At 73.3% G+C, this 18824-nt stretch carries 11 protein-coding genes; 1 reads left to right on the top strand and 10 read right to left on the bottom strand.

Going from position 1 to position 18824, the window contains the following annotated elements; all coding sequences use genetic code 11:
- Positions 1 to 36: 36 nt before the first annotated feature.
- From JEK78_RS15765 to lepA, 3 genes are all read right to left on the bottom strand, one after another.
- Entirely contained in the window at positions 37 to 2247 is a 2211-nt protein-coding gene (locus tag JEK78_RS15765) for a SpoIIE family protein phosphatase (protein ID WP_200259727.1), read from the bottom strand.
- Between the two features lie 202 nt (positions 2248 to 2449).
- Positions 2450 to 4327, bottom strand: a complete 1878-nt coding sequence (locus JEK78_RS15760) for a long-chain fatty acid--CoA ligase (protein ID WP_200259724.1) — start codon at positions 4325 to 4327, stop codon at positions 2450 to 2452.
- Positions 4328 to 4792: 465 nt separating this feature from the next.
- Positions 4793 to 6664, bottom strand: coding sequence for a translation elongation factor 4 (lepA, locus tag JEK78_RS15755; protein ID WP_200259722.1), 1872 nt, complete (start codon positions 6662 to 6664; stop codon positions 4793 to 4795).
- A 246-nt stretch (positions 6665 to 6910) separates the two neighbouring features.
- Here lepA and rpsT point away from each other — a divergent pair, with 246 nt between their 5' ends.
- Positions 6911 to 7177 carry a 30S ribosomal protein S20 gene (gene rpsT / locus JEK78_RS15750; protein ID WP_200259719.1) on the top strand — a complete coding sequence of 89 codons (267 nt, stop codon included), beginning with the start codon at positions 6911 to 6913 and terminating at the stop codon, positions 7175 to 7177.
- Between the two features lie 243 nt (positions 7178 to 7420).
- Here the strand turns inward: rpsT and holA are convergent, their stop codons facing one another.
- The 7 genes from holA to leuS form a co-directional block, all read right to left on the bottom strand.
- Positions 7421 to 8410, bottom strand: a complete 990-nt coding sequence (holA, locus tag JEK78_RS15745; protein ID WP_242483095.1) for a DNA polymerase III subunit delta — start codon at positions 8408 to 8410, stop codon at positions 7421 to 7423.
- 99 nt (positions 8411 to 8509) lie between these two features.
- Complete coding sequence (locus JEK78_RS15740) at positions 8510 to 8755, bottom strand: hypothetical protein (protein WP_200259717.1); 246 nt, start codon at positions 8753 to 8755, stop codon at positions 8510 to 8512.
- The gene (locus JEK78_RS15735; protein ID WP_200259714.1) at positions 8752 to 11604 is read right to left on the bottom strand and encodes a ComEC/Rec2 family competence protein; all 2853 of its coding nucleotides are present in this window, start codon (positions 11602 to 11604) and stop codon (positions 8752 to 8754) included. Before JEK78_RS15735 ends, JEK78_RS15740 begins: the two co-directional genes overlap by 4 nt.
- 68 nt (positions 11605 to 11672) lie before the next feature.
- A complete protein-coding gene (locus tag JEK78_RS23425; RefSeq protein WP_242483094.1) occupies positions 11673 to 12548 on the bottom strand; it encodes a helix-hairpin-helix domain-containing protein in 876 nt (291 codons plus the stop codon).
- Positions 12549 to 13589: 1041 nt separating this feature from the next.
- Positions 13590 to 14435: a DegV family protein gene (locus JEK78_RS15725; protein WP_200259708.1), complete on the bottom strand. Its 846-nt coding sequence runs from the start codon at positions 14433 to 14435 to the stop codon at positions 13590 to 13592.
- A gap of 192 nt (positions 14436 to 14627) precedes the next feature.
- Positions 14628 to 15407 carry a hypothetical protein gene (locus JEK78_RS15720; protein WP_200259705.1) on the bottom strand — a complete coding sequence of 260 codons (780 nt, stop codon included), beginning with the start codon at positions 15405 to 15407 and terminating at the stop codon, positions 14628 to 14630.
- 139 nt (positions 15408 to 15546) lie between these two features.
- The gene (gene leuS / locus JEK78_RS15715) at positions 15547 to 18426 is read right to left on the bottom strand and encodes a leucine--tRNA ligase (protein ID WP_200259702.1); all 2880 of its coding nucleotides are present in this window, start codon (positions 18424 to 18426) and stop codon (positions 15547 to 15549) included.
- Between the last annotated feature and the right edge of the window lie 398 nt (positions 18427 to 18824).

Raw genomic sequence — 18824 nt, 5'->3', positions numbered from 1 at the left:
GGAGGCGGTTCGGCCGGCCCGGGGGCGTGGCGGGGATCACTCCGTCTGCAGGACCAGCATCGCCACGTCGTCGGCGGGCGGGTGGTCCCCGAAGTCGTGGACGAGCGAGCGCAGCGACTCGGCGATCCGCTCGGCGTCCAGCCCGGCGCACGCGGCGAACGCCGCGGCGAGGCCGTCTCCGTCGTCGAGCTGCCGGTGACCGTCGCGACGTTCCGTGACTCCGTCGGTGACGCAGAGCAGGGTGTCGCCCGAGGCCAGTTCGAGGGTGTCCGAGACGTAGGCCACGTCCTCGACGACGCCCAGGAGGGTCTGTGGTCGCGCCACCACGCGGACGGCCCCGTCGGGGGCGAGGAGCAGGGGCAACGGATGTCCGGCGGCTGCGAGCGTGCAGCGCAGGCCGCCTCCCTCGACGGGCGACAGCTCGCCGTAGAGCAAGGACAGGAAGCGGGTCTGCGGGCCGTCGCCGGGCGCGAAGGGCCGGGCCCCGGCGGCGACCAGAGCCCGCGCCGCGGCGTCGGCGGCCTCCGTGGCGTCGTCGAGGAGGAGTTGGTTGAGGCGGTCCAACACCCCCGGAACGCCGTACCCTTCGCGGGCCAGCAGCCGAAGCCAGGGTCGGACCAGCCCGATCACGACGGCGGCCTCGGGGCCCTTGCCCTGAACGTCGCCCACGGCGAAGCACCAGCGGCCGTCCCCGGCCGGGAAGAGATCGTAGAAGTCGCCGCTGGGGCCGCCCTTGTCGAAGGGCTCGTGGACCAGCGCCGTGCGCACTCCCGGGATCTCGGCGACGGCTCCCGGCAGCAGCCCGCGCTGGAGGACCGCGCTGATGGTGGCCTGGCGTGCGTAGCGGCGTGCCGTGCCGACCGCCAGCGCCACCCGTCGCGCGAGGTCCTCCACGAGGCCGGTGATCTCGTCGGGGAGGGAGGTCGGTCCCTCGCGTCCGATCACGAGGGTTCCCACCGGACGGCCACCCGCGGCGAGACGGAAGGCGAGGGCGGCGCCCCTGCTCGCGCCGGGCCCGAACGCCTCACCGGGCCACGGATGGTTGTCGGGACCCGCGTGGGCGGGGTCGGGCGGGCGCGGCGATTCCCGCTCCAGGACCCGACGCAACTCCTCCGCACGGCTCTCGCTGTCGTGCCAGACCCGGGCCAGCCGGGTGCCCGCGGCCGGACTCCCCGGAGAGTCGTCCTCCAACCAGACCGCGCACCAGTCGGCGATGCGGGGCACGATGAGCCGGCCGGTGAGGGAGACCACGCGATCCTCGTCGAGCTGGCCGGCGAGCAGATCGGACGCCTCGGCGAGGAAGGACAGGGCCCCTCGCCCCAGCCACTCGCGGTCCCGCCGGTCGAGGCGGGTGGAGGCGACGGAGGACCCCCACGTCGCGTCCACCTCCCGCCGGGGACCCGCGCTCCGGGCGGGATGACCCTCCCGGACGACGGTCTCCGCCGGAGGCGCCCAGGGGACCGGGGCGTCATCGCGCCCCCAGGAGGCGGGGAGCGAGTGGGAGCGGTCGGGGTCGTGGCGTGCGTGGGCGAGCGAGTCGGGTCCCCGCCCCCGGGATGTCGGGGAGCCCGGGTCACCGTGCGGGGGCGCTGCCGCGGTTCGCCCCGGCTCCTCGGGGTGGTCCCGGCCTCCCACGGGCTCCGGGTCCGGCCAGCCGAGAGGGCGGGCGTACGCCTCGGGCGGGGGACCACCGACGGGCGGCGGCGCCATGCCGAGGCCGTGGTGCGCCCCCTCCTCGCCGGAGCCGCCGGGCCCGGCGAGGGGCGGGGTGCCAGGCGGCGGCAGCCGCGCCCAGACCGTCTTGGCACCTCCGCGGTGGGTGATGCCCCAGGAATCGGCGAGGCCGGCCACCAGGCCGAGGCCGCGACCGTGCTCCGGTGCGTCGAACAACCCCGGCGAGGCACCGCGCGCCGGGGGGGCGCAGGGGCCGCGGTCGCAGGCCTCGACCACCAGAGCGCCGTCCTCTTCCAGCCGGAAGGCCACCTCGATGTCGGTGCCGGTGTGCACGACCGCGTTGGTGACCAGCTCGCTCACCACCAGGAGGGCGTCCTCGACGAAGCGTTCGGCTCCGGGCGGACGCGGGCCCGCCCAGTCCGCGAGCGCGAGGCGCAGGAGCGCTCTGGCGGCTCCGGGGGCGAGGGAGCTTCCGGGCAGGGTGGCACGGATCTGGGCGGTCGTCTCGGCGCCGTGCGGGGACGACCCGCCGGCGCGGGCGGTGGTCTCCCGCTGCGTCGGAATGGCCCCCATGGACGGCTCCCCGGGAAGTTCGTGCGGACGGCACCACGGTCGTTGCCGACAGGGTGACAGACCGAACCGTCGCGTGAACACGGAGTCACCGAAGTCGGTGGCCGTACCGGTGGCCGTGCTATGGGAAGGGCTCGGGGAAGCCGACCGGAGCGCGCGTGGAGGGTCACGCGCCGCGCGGGACCCTCCACCGGGACGAGCGCGACTACCGCTCGCGGGTCCCTTCGTACATCTCCTCGATCAGGTGCTGGTACTCCCGCTCGACCACCGGCCGCTTGAGCTTGAGGCTGGGTGTGATCTCGCCGTGCTCGACGTCGAGGTCGCGCGGGAGCAGCCGGAATCTCTTGATCGTCTGCCAACGCTGCAGGTTCTCGTTGAGCCTGGTGACGTAGCCGTCCACCATCTCGACGGTGGCGGGATCGGCGACGATCTCCGCGTACGACCGGTCGCCCAGCCCCCTCTCCTCGGCCCACTGCCCGAGTGCGACCTCGTCGAGCGCGATGAGTGCGGTGCAGTAGTTCCGGTCGGCGCCGTGGACCAGGATGTTGGAGACGTACGGGCACACCGCCTTGAACTGACCCTCGACCTCCGCCGGGGCGACGTACTTCCCGCTGGAGGTCTTGATCAGGTCCTTCTTGCGGTCGGTGATGCGCAGATAGCCGTCGGGGGACAGCTCGCCGATGTCGCCGGTGTGCAGCCAGCCGTCCGGCTCCAGGACCTCGGCGGTCTTGGCGGGGAGCTTGTGGTATCCCTCCATGATCCCCGGACCGCGCAACAGGATCTCGCCGTCGTCCGCGATGCGCACCTCGGTGCCGGGCAGTGGCTTGCCGACCGTTCCGGTGCGAAAGGCCTCGACCGGGTTGACGAAGGACGCGGCGGACGACTCGGTGAGGCCGTAACCCTCCAGGACACGGATCCCGGCGCCGGCGAAGAAGTAACCGATCTCGGGAGCCAGTGCGGCGCTGCCGGAGACACTGGCGCGCAGCCGGCCGCCGAAGGCCTCGCGGATCTTGGCGTAGACCAGGGCGTCGGCCACCTTGTGTCGGGCGGCCAGGCCGTAGGGGGCGCTCGGCGTCCCGGTACGGCGGAAGTTGTCCTGGGTGACGCGGGCGTACTCGCGCGCGACCCCCGCCGCCCACTGGAAGATCTTGTACTTGGCCGCGCCTCCCGCGCGCGCCTTGGCGGCGACTCCGTTGTAGACCTTCTCGAAGATGCGGGGCACGGCGGCCATGTACGTGGGGCGCACCACGGGGAGGTTCTCGACGATCCTGTCGACTCGACCGTCGACGGCGCTGACGTGGCCGACCTCGATCTGACCGGAGGTGAGCACCTTCCCGAAGACGTGGGCGAGCGGCAGCCACAGGTACTGGACGTCGTCGGGGCGGGAGAGCCCCGTCGCCGCGATGGCCTTGGCCATGTAGGACCAGTTGTCGTGCGGGAGCCGGACGCCCTTGGGACGGCCGGTGGTGCCGGAGGTGTAGATCAGGGTGGCGAGCCGGTCCTTGGTGAGGGCTCCCACCCTCTCCTTGACCAGTTCGGGCTCCTCGCGAAGGCGGTTGCGGCCGAGCGCCTCGACCTCGTCCAACGTGACGATCCAGTCCTCGCCGGTGTCCGCGCCGGCCGGGTCGATCACCACCACCCGGGTGAGTGCCGGCAGCTCCGGTCGGTTGGCACGGGCCTTCGCGAGCTGCTCGGCGTCCTCCGCGACCAGGACACGGCTCTCGGAGTCCGCGAGGATGTAGGCGGACTCCTCCGCGTTGGTCTGTGGATAGACGGTGGTCGTCGCCGCGCCCGCGCACATGATGCCCAGGTCGACCAGGATCCACTCGACCCGGGTCGACGAGGCCAGCGCCACCCGCTGCTCGGGGAGGACTCCCAACTCGATCAGGCCCGCGGCGATGGCGCAGACGCGCTCGCCGGCCTCGCCCCAGCTCAGCGACTCCCAGTCGTCCGGGCCCTCTCCGGCGGCGGGCGGAACCGGGTAACGGTAGGCCTCCGCGTCCGGTGTGGCCGCCACCCGCTCCAGGAAGAGCGCCGCGACGGAGGGCGGACGGTTCTCGATCAGTGTCTGTGTATCGCTCACGACATCCTCCGGACCGCGATGGTGCGGCTGGCTCAGGTGGGGCTGGTCGGTCTCGGGATGTGACTGAAGGGTCGATTTTCGGCCATTTGTTCAACTCACAAGCGACCAGAGGGCAGGGACAGGCTAAGGGCCGGTCGGCGCCCGCGTAAGGGGCGGCACCTCCCAGCTTTCCCGGTAGGGCGCCGACCGGCACGCCGAGGGCTCGGGCTCGCCGAGCGGCCCTCGGCCTCACAGGACGTCCGCGGCGGCGGCGGACGGGGTGGAGATACGGCCGAGCGGAACGGCGCCGGATACCGCGACCGCGACCGCGCGAGAACGTGCCGCCGGCGGCGGAGACCTCCTGCCCCACCCGGCCCGCGCGGCCCGGAGGACGCCATGGTCCCGTCTCCGTCGAGCGACGGAGACGGGACCATGGCCGGCGTCGACTTCGAAAGCGAGGGAACCCTCCCCCGAGAGGCGGAGCCCTCAGCCCTTGGCCTTGCCGGACTTGCCTCCGCCGTCGTCGCTGGAGAGCACCGCGATGAAGGCTTCCTGGGGGACCTCCACCGAGCCGACCATCTTCATGCGCTTCTTGCCCTCCTTCTGCTTCTCCAGCAGCTTCCGCTTGCGGGAGATGTCACCGCCGTAGCACTTGGCGAGGACGTCCTTGCGGATGGCGCGGATGGTCTCACGGGCGATCACGCGGGAGCCGATGGCGGCCTGGACCGGCACCTCGAAGTTCTGGCGCGGGATCAGCTCCTTCAGCTTGGCGACGAGCCTCACCCCGTAGGCGTATGCCTGCTCCTTGTGGGTGATGGCGGAGAAGGCGTCGACCTTGTCGCCGTGCAGCAGGATGTCGACCTTGACGAGCGAGCTGGACTGCTCTCCGGTGGGCTCGTAGTCCAGCGAGGCGTAACCCCGGGTCTTGGACTTCAACTGGTCGAAGAAGTCGAAGACGATCTCGGCGAGCGGGAGGGTGTAGCGGATCTCCACCCGATCCTCCGAGAGGTAGTCCATGCCGAGCAGGTTGCCGCGCCGGGTCTGGCACAGCTCCATGATCGCCCCGATGAACTCGGTGGGGGCCAGGAGGGTCGCCCGCACGACCGGTTCGAAAACCTCGGCGATCTTGCCTTCGGGGAACTCGCTGGGGTTGGTGACCTGGATCTCCTCGCCGTCCTCCATGATCACGCGGTAGACGACGTTGGGCGCCGTGGCGATCAGGTCGAGCCCGAACTCCCGCTCCAGGCGTTCCCGGACCACGTCCAGGTGCAACAGGCCGAGGAAGCCGACGCGGAAGCCGAAGCCGAGCGCCGCGGAGGTCTCCGGCTCGTAGACCAGGGCCGCGTCGTTGAGCTGGAGCTTGTCCAGCGCCTCGCGCAGCTCCGGGTAGTCGGAGCCGTCCAGCGGGTAGAGACCCGAGAACACCATCGGCTTGGGGTCCTTGTAGCCGCCCAGCGCGCCCTCGGCGCCCTTGTGCTGGCTGGTGACGGTGTCCCCCACCTTGGACTGTCGGACGTCCTTCACCCCGGTGATGAGGTAGCCCACCTCGCCGACACCGAGACCGTCGGCGGCCTGCATCTCGGGCGAGTTGGTGCCGATCTCCAGCAGCTCGTGCGTGGCGCCTGTGGACATCATCCGGATCCGCTCGCGCTTGTTGAGCCGTCCGTCGACGACCCTGACGTAGGTCACCACGCCTCGGTAGGAGTCGTAGACCGAATCGAAGATCATCGCGCGGGCCGGGGCGTCGGCGACCCCTACGGGCGGCGGCACGTCGGCGACGACCTTGTCCAACAGATCCTCGACGCCGAGGCCGGTCTTGGCCGAGACCTTCAGGACGTCGTCCGGCTCGCAACCCACCAGGTTGGCGAGTTCCTCGGCGAACTTCTCGGGCTGTGCGGCCGGCAGGTCGATCTTGTTCAACACCGGGATGATCGTGAGGTCGTTCTCCATCGCCAGATACAGGTTGGCGAGGGTCTGCGCCTCGATGCCCTGAGCGGCGTCGACCAGCAACACGGTCCCCTCGCACGCGGCGAGCGAACGCGAGACCTCGTACGTGAAGTCGACGTGGCCCGGCGTGTCGATCATGTTGAGGATGTGCGTGCTGTCCTTGTCGCGGGTGGGCGCCCACGGCAGTCGCACCGCCTGGGACTTGATCGTGATGCCGCGCTCGCGCTCGATGTCCATCCGGTCGAGGTACTGGGCGCGCATCTGCCGCTGCTCGACCACCCCGGTCAGTTGCAGCATCCGGTCGGCGAGGGTGGACTTGCCGTGGTCGATGTGCGCGATGATGCAGAAGTTGCGGATCAGAGCCGGGTCGGTTCGGCTCGGCTCGGGCACATGGCTAGGGATCGCGGGCACGCAGGGTCCTGATTCTTGAGGCGTCCGCAGTGTCTGCGGTCTCGGGTCGGATCGATACGTAGCCTCCATCGTCCCACGGGCGGGGACCGGCGACGGGTTTGGGCCGCCGATCGGCCCGCTGGTACTGTGGGTGGCTGTGTCTCGTGCCTCCGGCGCGAGGCGCGGTTCAGGAACACATCACCGGTACGACCCCGGGGGGCCCGAGCGGTGCCCGCGGGTCGCGCCAGAACCCGAGAAGGCTCTTACGTGGCGAACATCAAGTCCCAGATGAAGCGGATCAAGACCAACGAGAAGGCGCGGCTGCGCAACAAGGCCGTCAAGTCCTCGCTGAAGACCGCGATCCGCAAGGCTCGCGAGGCCGCTGCCGCGGGTGACGTGGAGAAGGCCACCGAGTACCAGCGCGCCGCCGCGCGCCGGCTCGACAAGGCCGCCTCCAAGGGTGTCATCCACAAGAACCAGGCCGCCAACAAGAAGTCGGCTCTGGCCCAGCGGGTCGCCGACCTCAAGGGCTGACTCCACGGCCGACCCATCGCCGGGAGGAACCGGGCGGGCCCTCTCTCATCCGCCCCCTGCCGGCAACGAGGACTCGTACGCGGCCTGCGTTCGCCACGCGGGTACGAGTCCACAGACGTGACGAAGACCCCGTGCACGGCCCTCCCCCAGGGCGGTGGACGGGGTCTTCGCACGCGCGGGGACGCCGCCGTGCCGACCATCGGGAACGACGCCTCCGCACTGGTCACGACGAGCGGCGACCACTCACCGACCTCCCCGGGAGCGCGCCGCGCGGGCGACCGCGACGACCGCCCTCTCCAGCGCGTACCCGGGGTCGTCGCCGCCGCCCTTCACCCCCGCGTCGGCGACCGCCACCGCGCGCAGGGCCGCCGCCACCGCGTCGGGCGTCCATCCGGCCGCCTGTCTGCGCACCCGGTCCACCTTCCACGGCGGCATGCCCAACTCCCGGGCGAGATCGGCGGGTCGCCCCCCTCGGGCGGCGGACAGTCTGCCGATCGCCCGGACGCCCTGTGCCAGCGCACTGGTGATCAGCACCGGAGCCACCCCGGTGGACAGCGACCACCGCAGGGCCTCCAAAGCCTCCGCGGCCCGCCCCTCCACCGCGCGATCGGCGACGGTGAAACTGGAAGCCTCGGCCCGCCCCGTGTAGTACCGACCCACGACCTCCTCGTCGATCGGGCCCTCGACGTCCGCCGCGAGCTGGGCCACCGCCGACGCCAACTCCCGCAGGTCGCCACCGATCGCGTCGACCAGGGCCTGGCAGGCCTCCGGAGCCGCCGACCGCCCGGCGGCACGGAACTCGCCGCGGACGAAGCCGAGCCGCTCCGCCGGCTTGGTCATCTTCGGGCAGGCGACCTCGCGCGCGCCCACGCGCCGCGCGGCGTCCAGCACACCCTTGCCCTTCGCGCCTCCCGCGTGCAGCAGCACGAGGACGATCTCCTCCGCCGGCGCGGCCAGGTAGGCCTTCAAGTCCTTGACCGTGTCCGCGGACAGGTCCTGCGCGGCGCGGAAGACGAGGACCTTCCGCTCGGCGAACAACGACGGGCTGGTCCACTCGGCCAGCGCTCCGGGAGGCAACCGATCCGGCGTCAGGTCGCGCACGTCGGTGTCGGGATCGGCCGCCCGCGCGGCGTCGACCACCTCCCGTACGGCGCGGTCGAGCAGCAGCTCCTCGGGCCCCACCGCGAGGGTCACCGGGGCGAGAGGGTCGTCGTTCGCAGTCTTCCTGGCCATCACGAGAAGCATCCCACGTCGCACGGACAACGCGGCCTCGCCGGCGTGCCCACCTCGCCCGCCTCTCTCGGGACCGCCTCGTCCCGCGGCCTCGCCCCGTCAAGGGGTCTCGCGCCAGCCCGCCCAGCGGGCGGCGAACTCGTCCAACCGGTCCGCGCCCAGCCGCTCCCCCTCGTCCCCCACGACGACCAGCCACTGGGCGTCCTCGGCGTCGTCCTCGCCCGCGAGGGCGTCCCTGACGACACGGGGCTCCTCGTCGAGAGCGAGCAGCTCCGCGAGGGCCGCCGCGGCCTCCTCAGCGGCGTCGCGGTCCGGCAGCACGAGCAGGTGTCTCACATCGGTCACGCGCGCCATTCTCCCGCGGGCCGCGCGGTGCCCACCGGCGGCGGTCGACACGGCGGGACCCGGCCCGATCGGCCGGTGGAGTCCGCGGAGTCGGTCCCGCCGCCCGGGCGGGTCGAGTCCCGAGGCCGGCCGGGGAGGCGACGCCGGGCACGGGTGCCCCGGGCGCGAGAGCGGGCGGGGCGTCGGTGGACGGCCACCCGAAGATCGGCCGCCGTGCCCGTGACCGCCACGGCACCGTCGCGGTCGGTTCGCAGCACGGTCGCTCCCCCGGCCCGCAACGCGGCCAGTGTGCGCGGGGCGGGATGCCCGTAGGAGTTGTCCGCGCCGCAGGAGACGAGCGCCAGGCGCGGACGGACACGCCGCAGGAAATCCTCGTCCTGACCGGCCGAGCCGTGGTGCGCCACCTTGACCACGTCCACGTCCGCCAACGCCGTCCCGTACGAACGGTCCAGCGCCCGCTGGGCCGGCGGTTCGAGATCACCGAGGAGGAGGAGCCGCAGCCCCGCCGTGCGGACCAGCAGGGTGACGCTGGCGTCGTTGGGGCCGTCCGTGCCGGGGACCGCGGCGGGGGTGGCAGGCGGCCAGACGACCTGCCAGGTCAACGACCCCGACCGACGCGCCTCCCCGGCGGCGGCGTGCCGAAGGGGGATTCGGCTCCGCGAGGCGAGGGCACGCACCGCCGCGGCCTGTCCGGCGGGCTCCTCCAGCCCGGTCGTCTCGATCGCCCCGACCCGACGCCCGCGCAGCACCCCCGACAGCCCGCCGACGTGGTCGGCGTGGAAGTGCGTCAGGACGACGAGGGGGACACGGGTCACCCCGAGCGACCTCAGGCAACGGTCCACGGAGGCGGGGTCGGGTCCGGCGTCCACGACCACTCCGGTGTGCGGCCCCGCCGAGAGGACCAGGGCGTCTCCCTGCCCGACATCGCACATCACCAGTCGCCATCCGGGCGGCGGCCAACCTCCGACCAGGCGGGGCAAGGGGTCGGGTCGGACCACCGCCAGCGTCAGGGCGAGCGCCAGAGCCCCACACCACCACGGACGGCGCGACAGGTGCCGGCCGGTGAGCGCCACCGCGGTGACGGCCAGGGCGAGCAGGGCCGCCCCACCCCAGGTCGCCGGCCAGGCGACCGACGCCCCCGGCAGCGCGGCGCCGCACCGGGCGACGGCGGCGAGCCATCCCGCAGGCCAGCCCGCGCACCACGCGAGAGCCTCGGCGACCGGCATGGCCAGGGGAGCGATCCCGAGCGCGCCGAACCCCAGGACGGTGGCAGGGGCGAGGGCCACCTCGGCGAGGAGGTTGCACGGTACCGCCACCAGGCTGACCCGGGCCGACAGCACGACGACCACCGGGGCACAGACGGCCTGCGCCGCCATCGCGGCGGCCGACGCCTCGGCGAGGCGGGGTGGGACGCCACGACGACGGAGCGAGGCGCTCCAGCGGGGGGCGAGGGTGAGCAGGGCGCCCGTGGCCAGCACCGACAGCAGGAAGCCGTAACTGCGGGCGAGCCAGGGGTCGTAGAGCACCAGGAGCAGGACGGCCGCGGCCAGGGCGGGGAGGAGGGTTCTGCGCCGTCCGGTGGCCAGGGCCAGCAGGGCCACGCCGCCGCAGGCCGCCGCACGCAGCACGCTGGGCTCGGGCCGGCACACCACGACGAACCCGATGCACAGGACCCCTCCGGCGACCGCGGTGGCGCGCAGGGAGAGTCCGAGCAACGGGGCCGCCCCCCGCCGCTCTGTGCGGCCGGCGGTCCCGGGCGCACCGAGCAGGAGCGCCAGCGTGATCGTGAGGTTCGATCCGGACACGGCGAGCGTGTGCGCGAGGTCGGTCGCGGCGAATGCCTCCTCCAGGTCGGCGGTGATCCGCGTGGTGTCCCCCACGACGAGTCCGGGCAGCAGCGCCCTCGGGTCCGCGGGGAGGCCGTCCGTCGCCTCGCGAAGGCCTTCGCGGAGCCGGCCCGCCAGCCGCTGGGCCGCCGACGGCCCGGCGGTCACCTCCGGCGCCGCCGTGTCCCGGATGCGCAGAACCGCCGCGATCCGATCCCGGGGCCGGGCCGGCGGCGCGGCCTGGGCCGTGACGCGCAACCGGGTGGTCGGCAGCAACCCCAGCCATGCCGTCGCGGCGGACGGTCGCGCGGCCGGGTCCGACGAGGGGCCGGCTACGGCCTCGCCGGCGGTGTCGAACCGACCCGGGAAGACGATCAGCAGCACGGGCGTCCGGGTGGCGAGCGTCGAACCGTCCGCCCGCACGACTCGGCGGACGTCGGCCCGGATGGACACGGCGGGGGTGGCCGGGCGCGGACCGCCGTGGCGGGGGCGGATCTCCTTGGGATCACCGGTCACCTCGACGTCCGCGGTGATGGTGGCATGGCCGCGGGCCTGTTCCGGGACGGGTCCCCGGTGCGGGTCCGCTCCGTGCAGACCGGCCGACGCGGCGGACGCGGCGACGCCGAGGAGCACGGCGGCGGGCGCGGAGCCGACTCGCGCGAGGCACCTCGGGAGTCCGGAGCGGGCGCGGCGGCGGGGGGCGCCCGTCCCGCCAGGCCGGGCAGCCGGGCGGGGGCCGCGTTCCGGCCGCGAGAGGCGGTCGAGGTACAGCAGGACGAGGGCGGCCAGGAGGGACACGGTGGTCACCGCGATTGCCGGTGTCGGGGGCATGCCCGTCAGCAGCGCGGCCGTGCCCCAGACGGCGAGGGCGGGTGGCACGAGCCTGAGATCGGACGGGCCCCGAGCGCGGGGCCCCTCCGGGGGATTCTCGGCGGGGACGCGGGGGAGGTTCGTCGCGTCGTGCCCGCCCGATCGGCCCCCGGGCGGCGCGGTGTCGTAGCCCGGGCGGCGCTTCGCCGGCATCGGTCCGGTCACCGCCGGCGGGTGACGCGGGACCGCCCGGGTGGCGGAGCCGTCCCCGCTGCCGACCGTCAAGGCCGTACCAGCGGGCTCAGGTCCGCGAAGCGACGGTCGCCGATGCCGTTCACCTCGCGTAGCTCCTCCACCGATCGGAACCCGCCGTTCCGGGCACGGTGCTCGACGATGCGGCGTGCGAGGACGGGGCCGACTCCGGGCAAGGTGTCGAGCTGGTCGGGGGTGGCCGTGTTCAGCGAGACGGGGCCGAGGGGCGCTCCGCCCCGAAGCTCCCCGGCCGGGCCGGACGAGATCTCGCGTGGGTCTCCGGGCGGTGGAGGGACAGCGGCGATGCCGACGAGCACCTGTTCGCCGTCGACGAGGAACCGGGCCCGGTTCAGCCCCTCGGTCTCGGTGCCGCCCCGCACTCCGCCGGCGGCGCGCAGGGCGTCCTCCACCCGTGATCCGGCGGGCAGTCGGTGGACGCCGGGGCGGCGGACCTCGCCTCCGACGTCCACCACGATCTCGGCCCCCGGAGGCGTGAACCCGGGGCCCCCGGGTCGCGGTGTGAGGACCGGAGGTGGTCGCTCCTCCTCGACGGGCCCGGCGGCCGTCGCCGGGCGGACCACCTCGGGTGGGCCGACAGGGTGTGTCCTGCCCGTCCAGTAGTGGTGCACGGCGAACACGGACACGGCGGCGAAGAGCAACCCGAGGGCGACGGCGCCACGGCGTTCCAAGGCGCAGCGCGTCTGGAGCCACAGCGGCAGGCGTTCCACCAGCGCGAGTACGACCCGGCGCCCCCGGCCGGGCGGCGCCCCCCGCTCCTCGGGAAACGTCTCGCTCCCCGAGGGGCGTCGTGTCTCGTCGGGAGAGCGGGGTTCGCGAGCGTCTCCCCGCTCCCGGGCGATCGGCCCCCGGGCGACGGCCGCACCGCCCGGTCCGGTCCCCGGCACCGCGCCCTCGTGGGGTGGGCGCTCCCCGCCCGGTGGCGGATCTTCGTCGGCGAGCGCCGTCCGGTGGGAAGCCTCGACGCACTCGCTTCCGGGCGCCGCCTCCGGGTCCGGGAAGGCGCGTGTGTCGGTCGGCCGCGCCCGCCGGGGCGCGCCGGCCGACGGACTCGGACGGGCCGGGTCTCTCCCCGCCGAGTGGGCCCCGCGGGGGCCGTCGGACCACCTGTCGCACGCCCCGAGGGGAGGTGCCCCGGGCTCGCCTGGCGTCCTCTCTCCACCCCTCGGCCCGAGGGGACGACTCGCCGCCCCCGCACCGCCCGGCCCACGCTCGGCCTCGGGTCCGGCGAGCAGGAGCTCCGCGCGGTGGCGTGAGCCCGCGCCCGGCACGCCTCGGAGCGCGAGGAGACCTCCGAGGAACCGTGGCGGCCGGGGCTTGCGGTGGCGCACCCGATGCGCGGGAGCGCCCGCACCATCCTCGACGCCGCCCTTTCGACGGAGGGCGGCGGAAGGGCGGGAGCGGAGGGAATCGGGAGCGTGGATCGCTGGTCGCAAGGCCATGCTCGGAGGATCGGGGATCGGACCCGTTCTTGTGGATCTTGTGCGGTTTCCGGGGACGACTCCCTGGTTGTGGACAATGCCGACACTCGGACGAGGGCGTGTCGTGGCCGGTTGTCCGGGGCCCGACCCCGTCGCGACCGGTCGGGCCGGAACGGGACCGCGCAAGCCGGAAGGACCGGGGACGCCACACGGGTGCGCGCGCCACCGGGGCGCGCGCGGGGTGGACGGACGCCGGTGGCGGGAGCGCGACGGAACCGCTCTCCCGGCGGCGGGCCCGGCACGCCGGGAGCACCCGGCGTGCCGACCATGACGCCGCGCCCGGCACCGGGGCGACAGGTCCGGCATGGCCGTCCAGGTCCGTCGCGGGGCCCGCACCACGTCCGAGGCGATCCTGGTGAGGGAGGGCGCGGGGCAGACCGGCCACCGCCGGCGCTGCCCGCGACCGGCCACGCCCTCGCGTGGAGTGGGCGCAACTCGGGACGCCCGCTAGCGAGGAGCGACGACGACCCCCAGCAGACCGGGTCCGGTGTGCGCGCCGATCACCGCACCGACCTCGCTGACGTGCAGGTCGCCGAGCGAGGGAAGGCGGGAGCGCAGTCGGTCGGCGAGGGCGGAGGCGCGTTCCGGGGCCGCGAGGTGATGGACGGCGACGTCGACCTGGGCCCCTCCGGCCCGCTCGACGGCGATCTCCTCCAGTCGGGCGATGGCCCGCGAGGCGGTCCTGACCTTCTCCATCGGCTCGATCCGGCCCTCGTCGAGTCGCAGCAGCGGCTTCACGGCGAGCGCGGAGCCCAGGAGTGCTCGCGCGGCGCCGATCCTCCCGCCCCGGCGCAGGTAGTCGAGGGTGTCGACGTAGAAGTAGGCCGAGGTCGCGGCGGCGCGCTTCTCGGCCGCCGCGGCGACCTCGTCCACCGAGCCGTCGGTCCTGGCGACGTCGGCCGCGGCGAGCGCGGAGTAGCCGAGGGCCATGGCGATCGTCTTGGTGTCGACGACCCGCACCGGAATCGGTGCTCGGCGTGCCGCCAGGACCGCGGCGTCGTAGGTGCCCGACAGTTCGGCCGAGAGGTGGAGGGAGACGACTCCGGCCGCTCCGGACCGGGCGATCGCGCGATAGGTCTCGGCGAACCGCTCGGGGCTGGGGCGGGAGGTGGTCACCGGGTGGTGCTTGCGCAGGGCCTCGGCCAGCGCCCGGGTGGAGTTCTCCGAACCCTCGTCGATCGCCTGGTCGCCCAGGACCACGGTCAGGGGCACCGCGGTGATGCCGCCCCGCTCCATCGCCCGGACCGGAAGGTGGGCCGTTGAATCGGTGACGATGGCGACATGACGGGACATGCGCTGGAGGTTACCCGGACCGGGCCGCCACGGGGGCGCCGACCCGGCGCGACCCCGCCGCCACGCGGAACCCGCGACGTTCGTTCACCACCCCGCCGCGCGGGCCGGGTTTCGGTGCCGCCGCCGTGCGCGCGGCTCCCCGGCCGCCCCCGGAGGCGCGGTGGAGGGGCGATCGGCGTCGGGCCGGCCGGGTCAGCTCGTGTTCTCGGGACGGTTCCGCCGCTGCCAGGGGTAAGTGGGGTGGAAGCCGTGCGGGGCGATGGCGGGACGTCCCGCCTCCCCCTCGGGCTTGCCCGGTTCGCTCTCCGGCCAGGTCTGTCGGCCGCCTTCCTCCTCGGCGGCCGGAGCCTCCGGCCAAGGGGGAGCGGAGTCGGCCGCCGGCTCCGCGGCGGTCCAGTGGCGAAGGGCCCCGGTCTCCAACTCGATCTGCGCGGTCAGTGTGTCGAGGTCGTCCCCCGCGAAGCGTTCGGACCGGTCGCGTGCCGCCCACCGCAGGGAGTCCGCCGCCTCGGTCACCCGGCGGGTCCGCTCCCGAAGCTCGGGGAGCCGCCGCTCGGCGCCGGCGCGGTCGGGGTCGGACTCCAGGAGGCGCATCTCCGCGTCCAGTTCGTGGCCGTGCGCGCTCAGTCGCCGGAACAGGTCGAGCGACTCGCGCAGGGACTCGTCGGTGGAGACACCGGCGTGCAACGCGTCCTGAGTGGCCCTCATCGAGGTGCGCAGACTCATCCTCAACCGGGCCAACTCGCCCGCCGATCCGGACCGGGACAGGGACTTGGCCTTCAGCGTCTGATCCTCCACCACGCGCCGGGCCTGGGTGAGGGTCCGGTCGGCTCCGCGCCTGGCGGCACCCACCGCCTTCGCGACCGCGTAGACGCCGAGCCCGAGAAAGGCGAAGAACACGACGAGAACGACGAGAACGACGAACACAACATCCACGACGCCTCCTGTGGCGCTCAGGCCGCCGCGCGGCATCCTCCGCGCCGGTTACCTCCACGGTAAACGCGAGCACGGCGGTGGGGGGTTCCCTCCCCACCCCGAAATCCCCCGGGGTTTCGCGAGGAAACAGCCGGGTGGGCCGGGTCGAGTGCCCCGGCCCACCCGGCTGCCACACTCATGCGGGAACGATGTTGACCAGCTTGGGAGCCCGGACGACGACCTTGCGGATCGCCGCCCCGCCCAGCGCCGCCAAGACCTTCTCGTCGGCCAGCGCGGCCTCCTCGAGCTCCGCCTCCGTCACCGAGGGCGAGACCTCCAGCCTGGCCTTGACCTTGCCCTTCACCTGGACGACGCAGGTCACAGTCTCGTCGACGACATACGCCGGGTCCGCGACCGGGAAGTCCTGGTGCACCACGGACCGGTCGTGCCCGAGCCTGTGCCACAACTCCTCGGCGACGTGCGGCGCCAACGGGGCCACCAGCAGCACCAACGCCTCGGCGACCGGACGGGAGACGGGTCCTGGCGCCTTGGTCAGGTGGTTGTTCAACTCCGTGACCTTGGCGATGGCCGTGTTGAACCGCATGGCCTCCAGGTCCCCGCGGACACCGTCGATCGCCCGGTGCAGGGCTCGCAACGTGTCCTCGTCGGGCTCGGTGTCGACGACGGTCACCTCGCCGGTCTCCTCGTCGACGACGTTGCGCCACAGCCGCTGCAGCAGGCGGTACTGGCCGACCACCGCGCGGGTGTCCCACGGACGGGACACGTCCAGCGGCCCCATCGCCATCTCGTACAGGCGCAGCGTGTCGGCGCCGTACTCCGCGCAGATCTCGTCCGGGGTGACGGCGTTCTTCAGGGACTTGCCCATCTTGCCCAGCACCCGGGAGACCCGCTCGCCCTGGTACCAGTAGGCGCCGTCACGCTCCTCGACCTCGGCGGCGGGCACGGCGATGCCCCGGGCGTCGCGGTACACGTACGCCTGGATCATGCCCTGGTTGTAGAGCTTGTGGAACGGCTCCGCGGACGAGACGTGGCCCAGGTCGTACAGCACCTTGGACCAGAAGCGGGCGTAGAGCAGGTGCAGCACGGCGTGCTCGGCGCCTCCGACGTACAGGTCGACGCCACCGTGCGGGGCGCCCTCGTGGGGCCCCATCCAGTAGCGCTCGATCTCCGGGTCGACCGGCCGGCGGGCGTTGCGCGGATCCAGGTAGCGCAGCTCGTACCAGCAGGAACCGGCCCAGTTGGGCATGGTGTTGGTCTCGCGGCGATAGCGCTTGGGGCCGTCCCCGAGGTCCAGGGTGACCTCGACCCACTCCCGGTCGCGCGACAACGGCGTCTCGGGGCGGGAGTCGGCATCCTCCGGGTCGAAGGTGCGCGGCGAGTAGTCGTCCACCTCCGGCAGTTCCAGCGGGAGCATCTCCTCGGGAAGCGGGTGGGCGATCCCCCGCTCGTCATAGACGATGGGGAAGGGCTCGCCCCAGTAACGCTGCCGGCTGAACAGCCAGTCACGCAGACGGTAGTTGACGGTGCCCGCGCCGAATCCCGCGCTCTCCAGCCATGCGGTGATCCTCGCCTTGGCCTCGGTGACGCCGAGGCCGTTCAGGCTGATCGCCTCGTTCGAGGAGCGGATGATCCGGGCGTCGTACGACATCCAGGCGTCCGGCCAGGTGGAGGTGTCCGTGCCGCGCCCGTCGGGGGCGTCCACGATGCACGGCACCGGGAGTTCGAAGGCCCGGGCGAACTCGAAGTCGCGCTGGTCGGCCGACGGAACGGCCATGACGGCGCCCGTTCCGTACCCCATCAGGACGTAGTCGGCGACGAAGACCGGGATCGTCTCGCCGTTGACCGGGTTGACGGCGCGGACACCGGTGAAGACGCCGGTCTTGCCCTTGGCCTCGGCCTGTCGCTCGACGTCGGACTTGGCCGCCGCGCGGGCGCGGTAGGCGGCCACGGCCTGCGCGGGCGTGTCGTGCCCGCCCGTCCATGTCGGGTTCGTGCCGTCGGGCCAGTGATGGGGGGTCAGCTTCTCCAGCAGCGGGTGCTCGGGCGCCAGCACCAGGTAGCTCGCGCCGAACAGGGTGTCGGGGCGGGTCGTGAAGACGGTGACGCGCTCGTCGCCCACGGGGAAGTCGACCCGGGCGCCCTCCGAACGACCGATCCAGTTGCGCTGCTGGAGCTTGATGGCCTCGGGCCAGTCCAACTCCTCCAGGTCCGCCAGCAGCCGGTCGGCGTAGGCCGTGATTCGCATGTTCCACTGCCGCAACTGCGCCTTGAAGACGGGGAAGTTGCCCCGCTCGGACCGTCCCTCGGAGGTGACCTCCTCGTTGGCCAGCACGGTGCCCAGCCCGGGGCACCAGTTGACGGGGGCGTCGGAGGCGTACGCCAGGCGGTATCCGCCCAGGACGTCCGCGCGCTCCACGTCACCGAGCGCGCTCCAGGGGCGCCCGTCCGGGACCACGCGGGCGCCCGACTCGAACTGCTCGACCAGCTCGGCGATCGGACGGGCTCGCCGGGCCTCCTCGTCGTACCAGGAGTCGAAGATCTGAAGGAAGATCCACTGGGTCCACTTGTAGTACTCGGAGTCGATGGTCGCGAAGGACCGCCGCCGGTCGTGCCCCAGGCCCAGGCGACGCAGTTGGCCACGCATGTTCTCGATGTTCGCCTCGGTGGAGACCCGGGGGTGCGTACCGGTCTGAACGGCGTACTGCTCGGCCGGCAGCCCGAAGGCGTCGAAGCCCAGGGTGTGCAGCACGTTGTGGCCGGTCATCCGCTGGAAGCGGGCGAAGACGTCGGTGGAGATGTACCCCAGCGGATGGCCGACGTGCAGCCCTGCGCCGGAGGGATAGGGGAACATGTCCATGATGAACTTCTTGGGCTTGGCGACCGTCGCCGCGTCCCCCGCCAGGTCGCCGCTCGGGTTCGGGGCCTCGTACGTGCCCTCGGCGTCCCAGAAATCCTGCCAGCGCGCCTCGATGTCGGCCGCCATGGCGGCCGTGTAGCGGTGAGGTGCGGCATCCGCCGACATGCCGTTGACCGCTGCGGGGTTCGTCTCGCTCATGATCCTCAAGGCTCCATCGATCGTCTCTGCTCGCGGCTGCGACACCCGGAAACAAAAAAGCCCCTCGCACAGGAGGGGACGCCGCGCCGACTCCGACCGTCCGGCACGGCGGCGGTCGGGACTGATCAGCGCGGCTCGCTAAGCGGAAGGCGTACGGCACGCATGGCGTCAGGGTACAGGAACCCCGGCCGGGGCCGCGACGTGCGAGAAAGGCCGACCAAGACCCCCAGGGCCCCGTCGGACGCCGAGTGACGCCCGAGTGGGCACTACGCGTAACAGGACGTAACGGATACCCAGTGGATCACCTGGTCGTTCGATAACCACGCAATAGCCCAAACGCGGTGTCCAGCCGAGGCGGCGCGACCTAGAGTGCGACACCGGGACCGCTTTACCGAACC

This window comes from Streptomyces sp. HSG2, from assembly GCF_016598575.1.
GTDB lineage: Bacteria > Actinomycetota > Actinomycetes > Streptomycetales > Streptomycetaceae > Streptomyces.
Note: the sequence above shows the minus strand (reverse complement) of the source record. Positions and strands in the feature narration are given on the sequence as shown.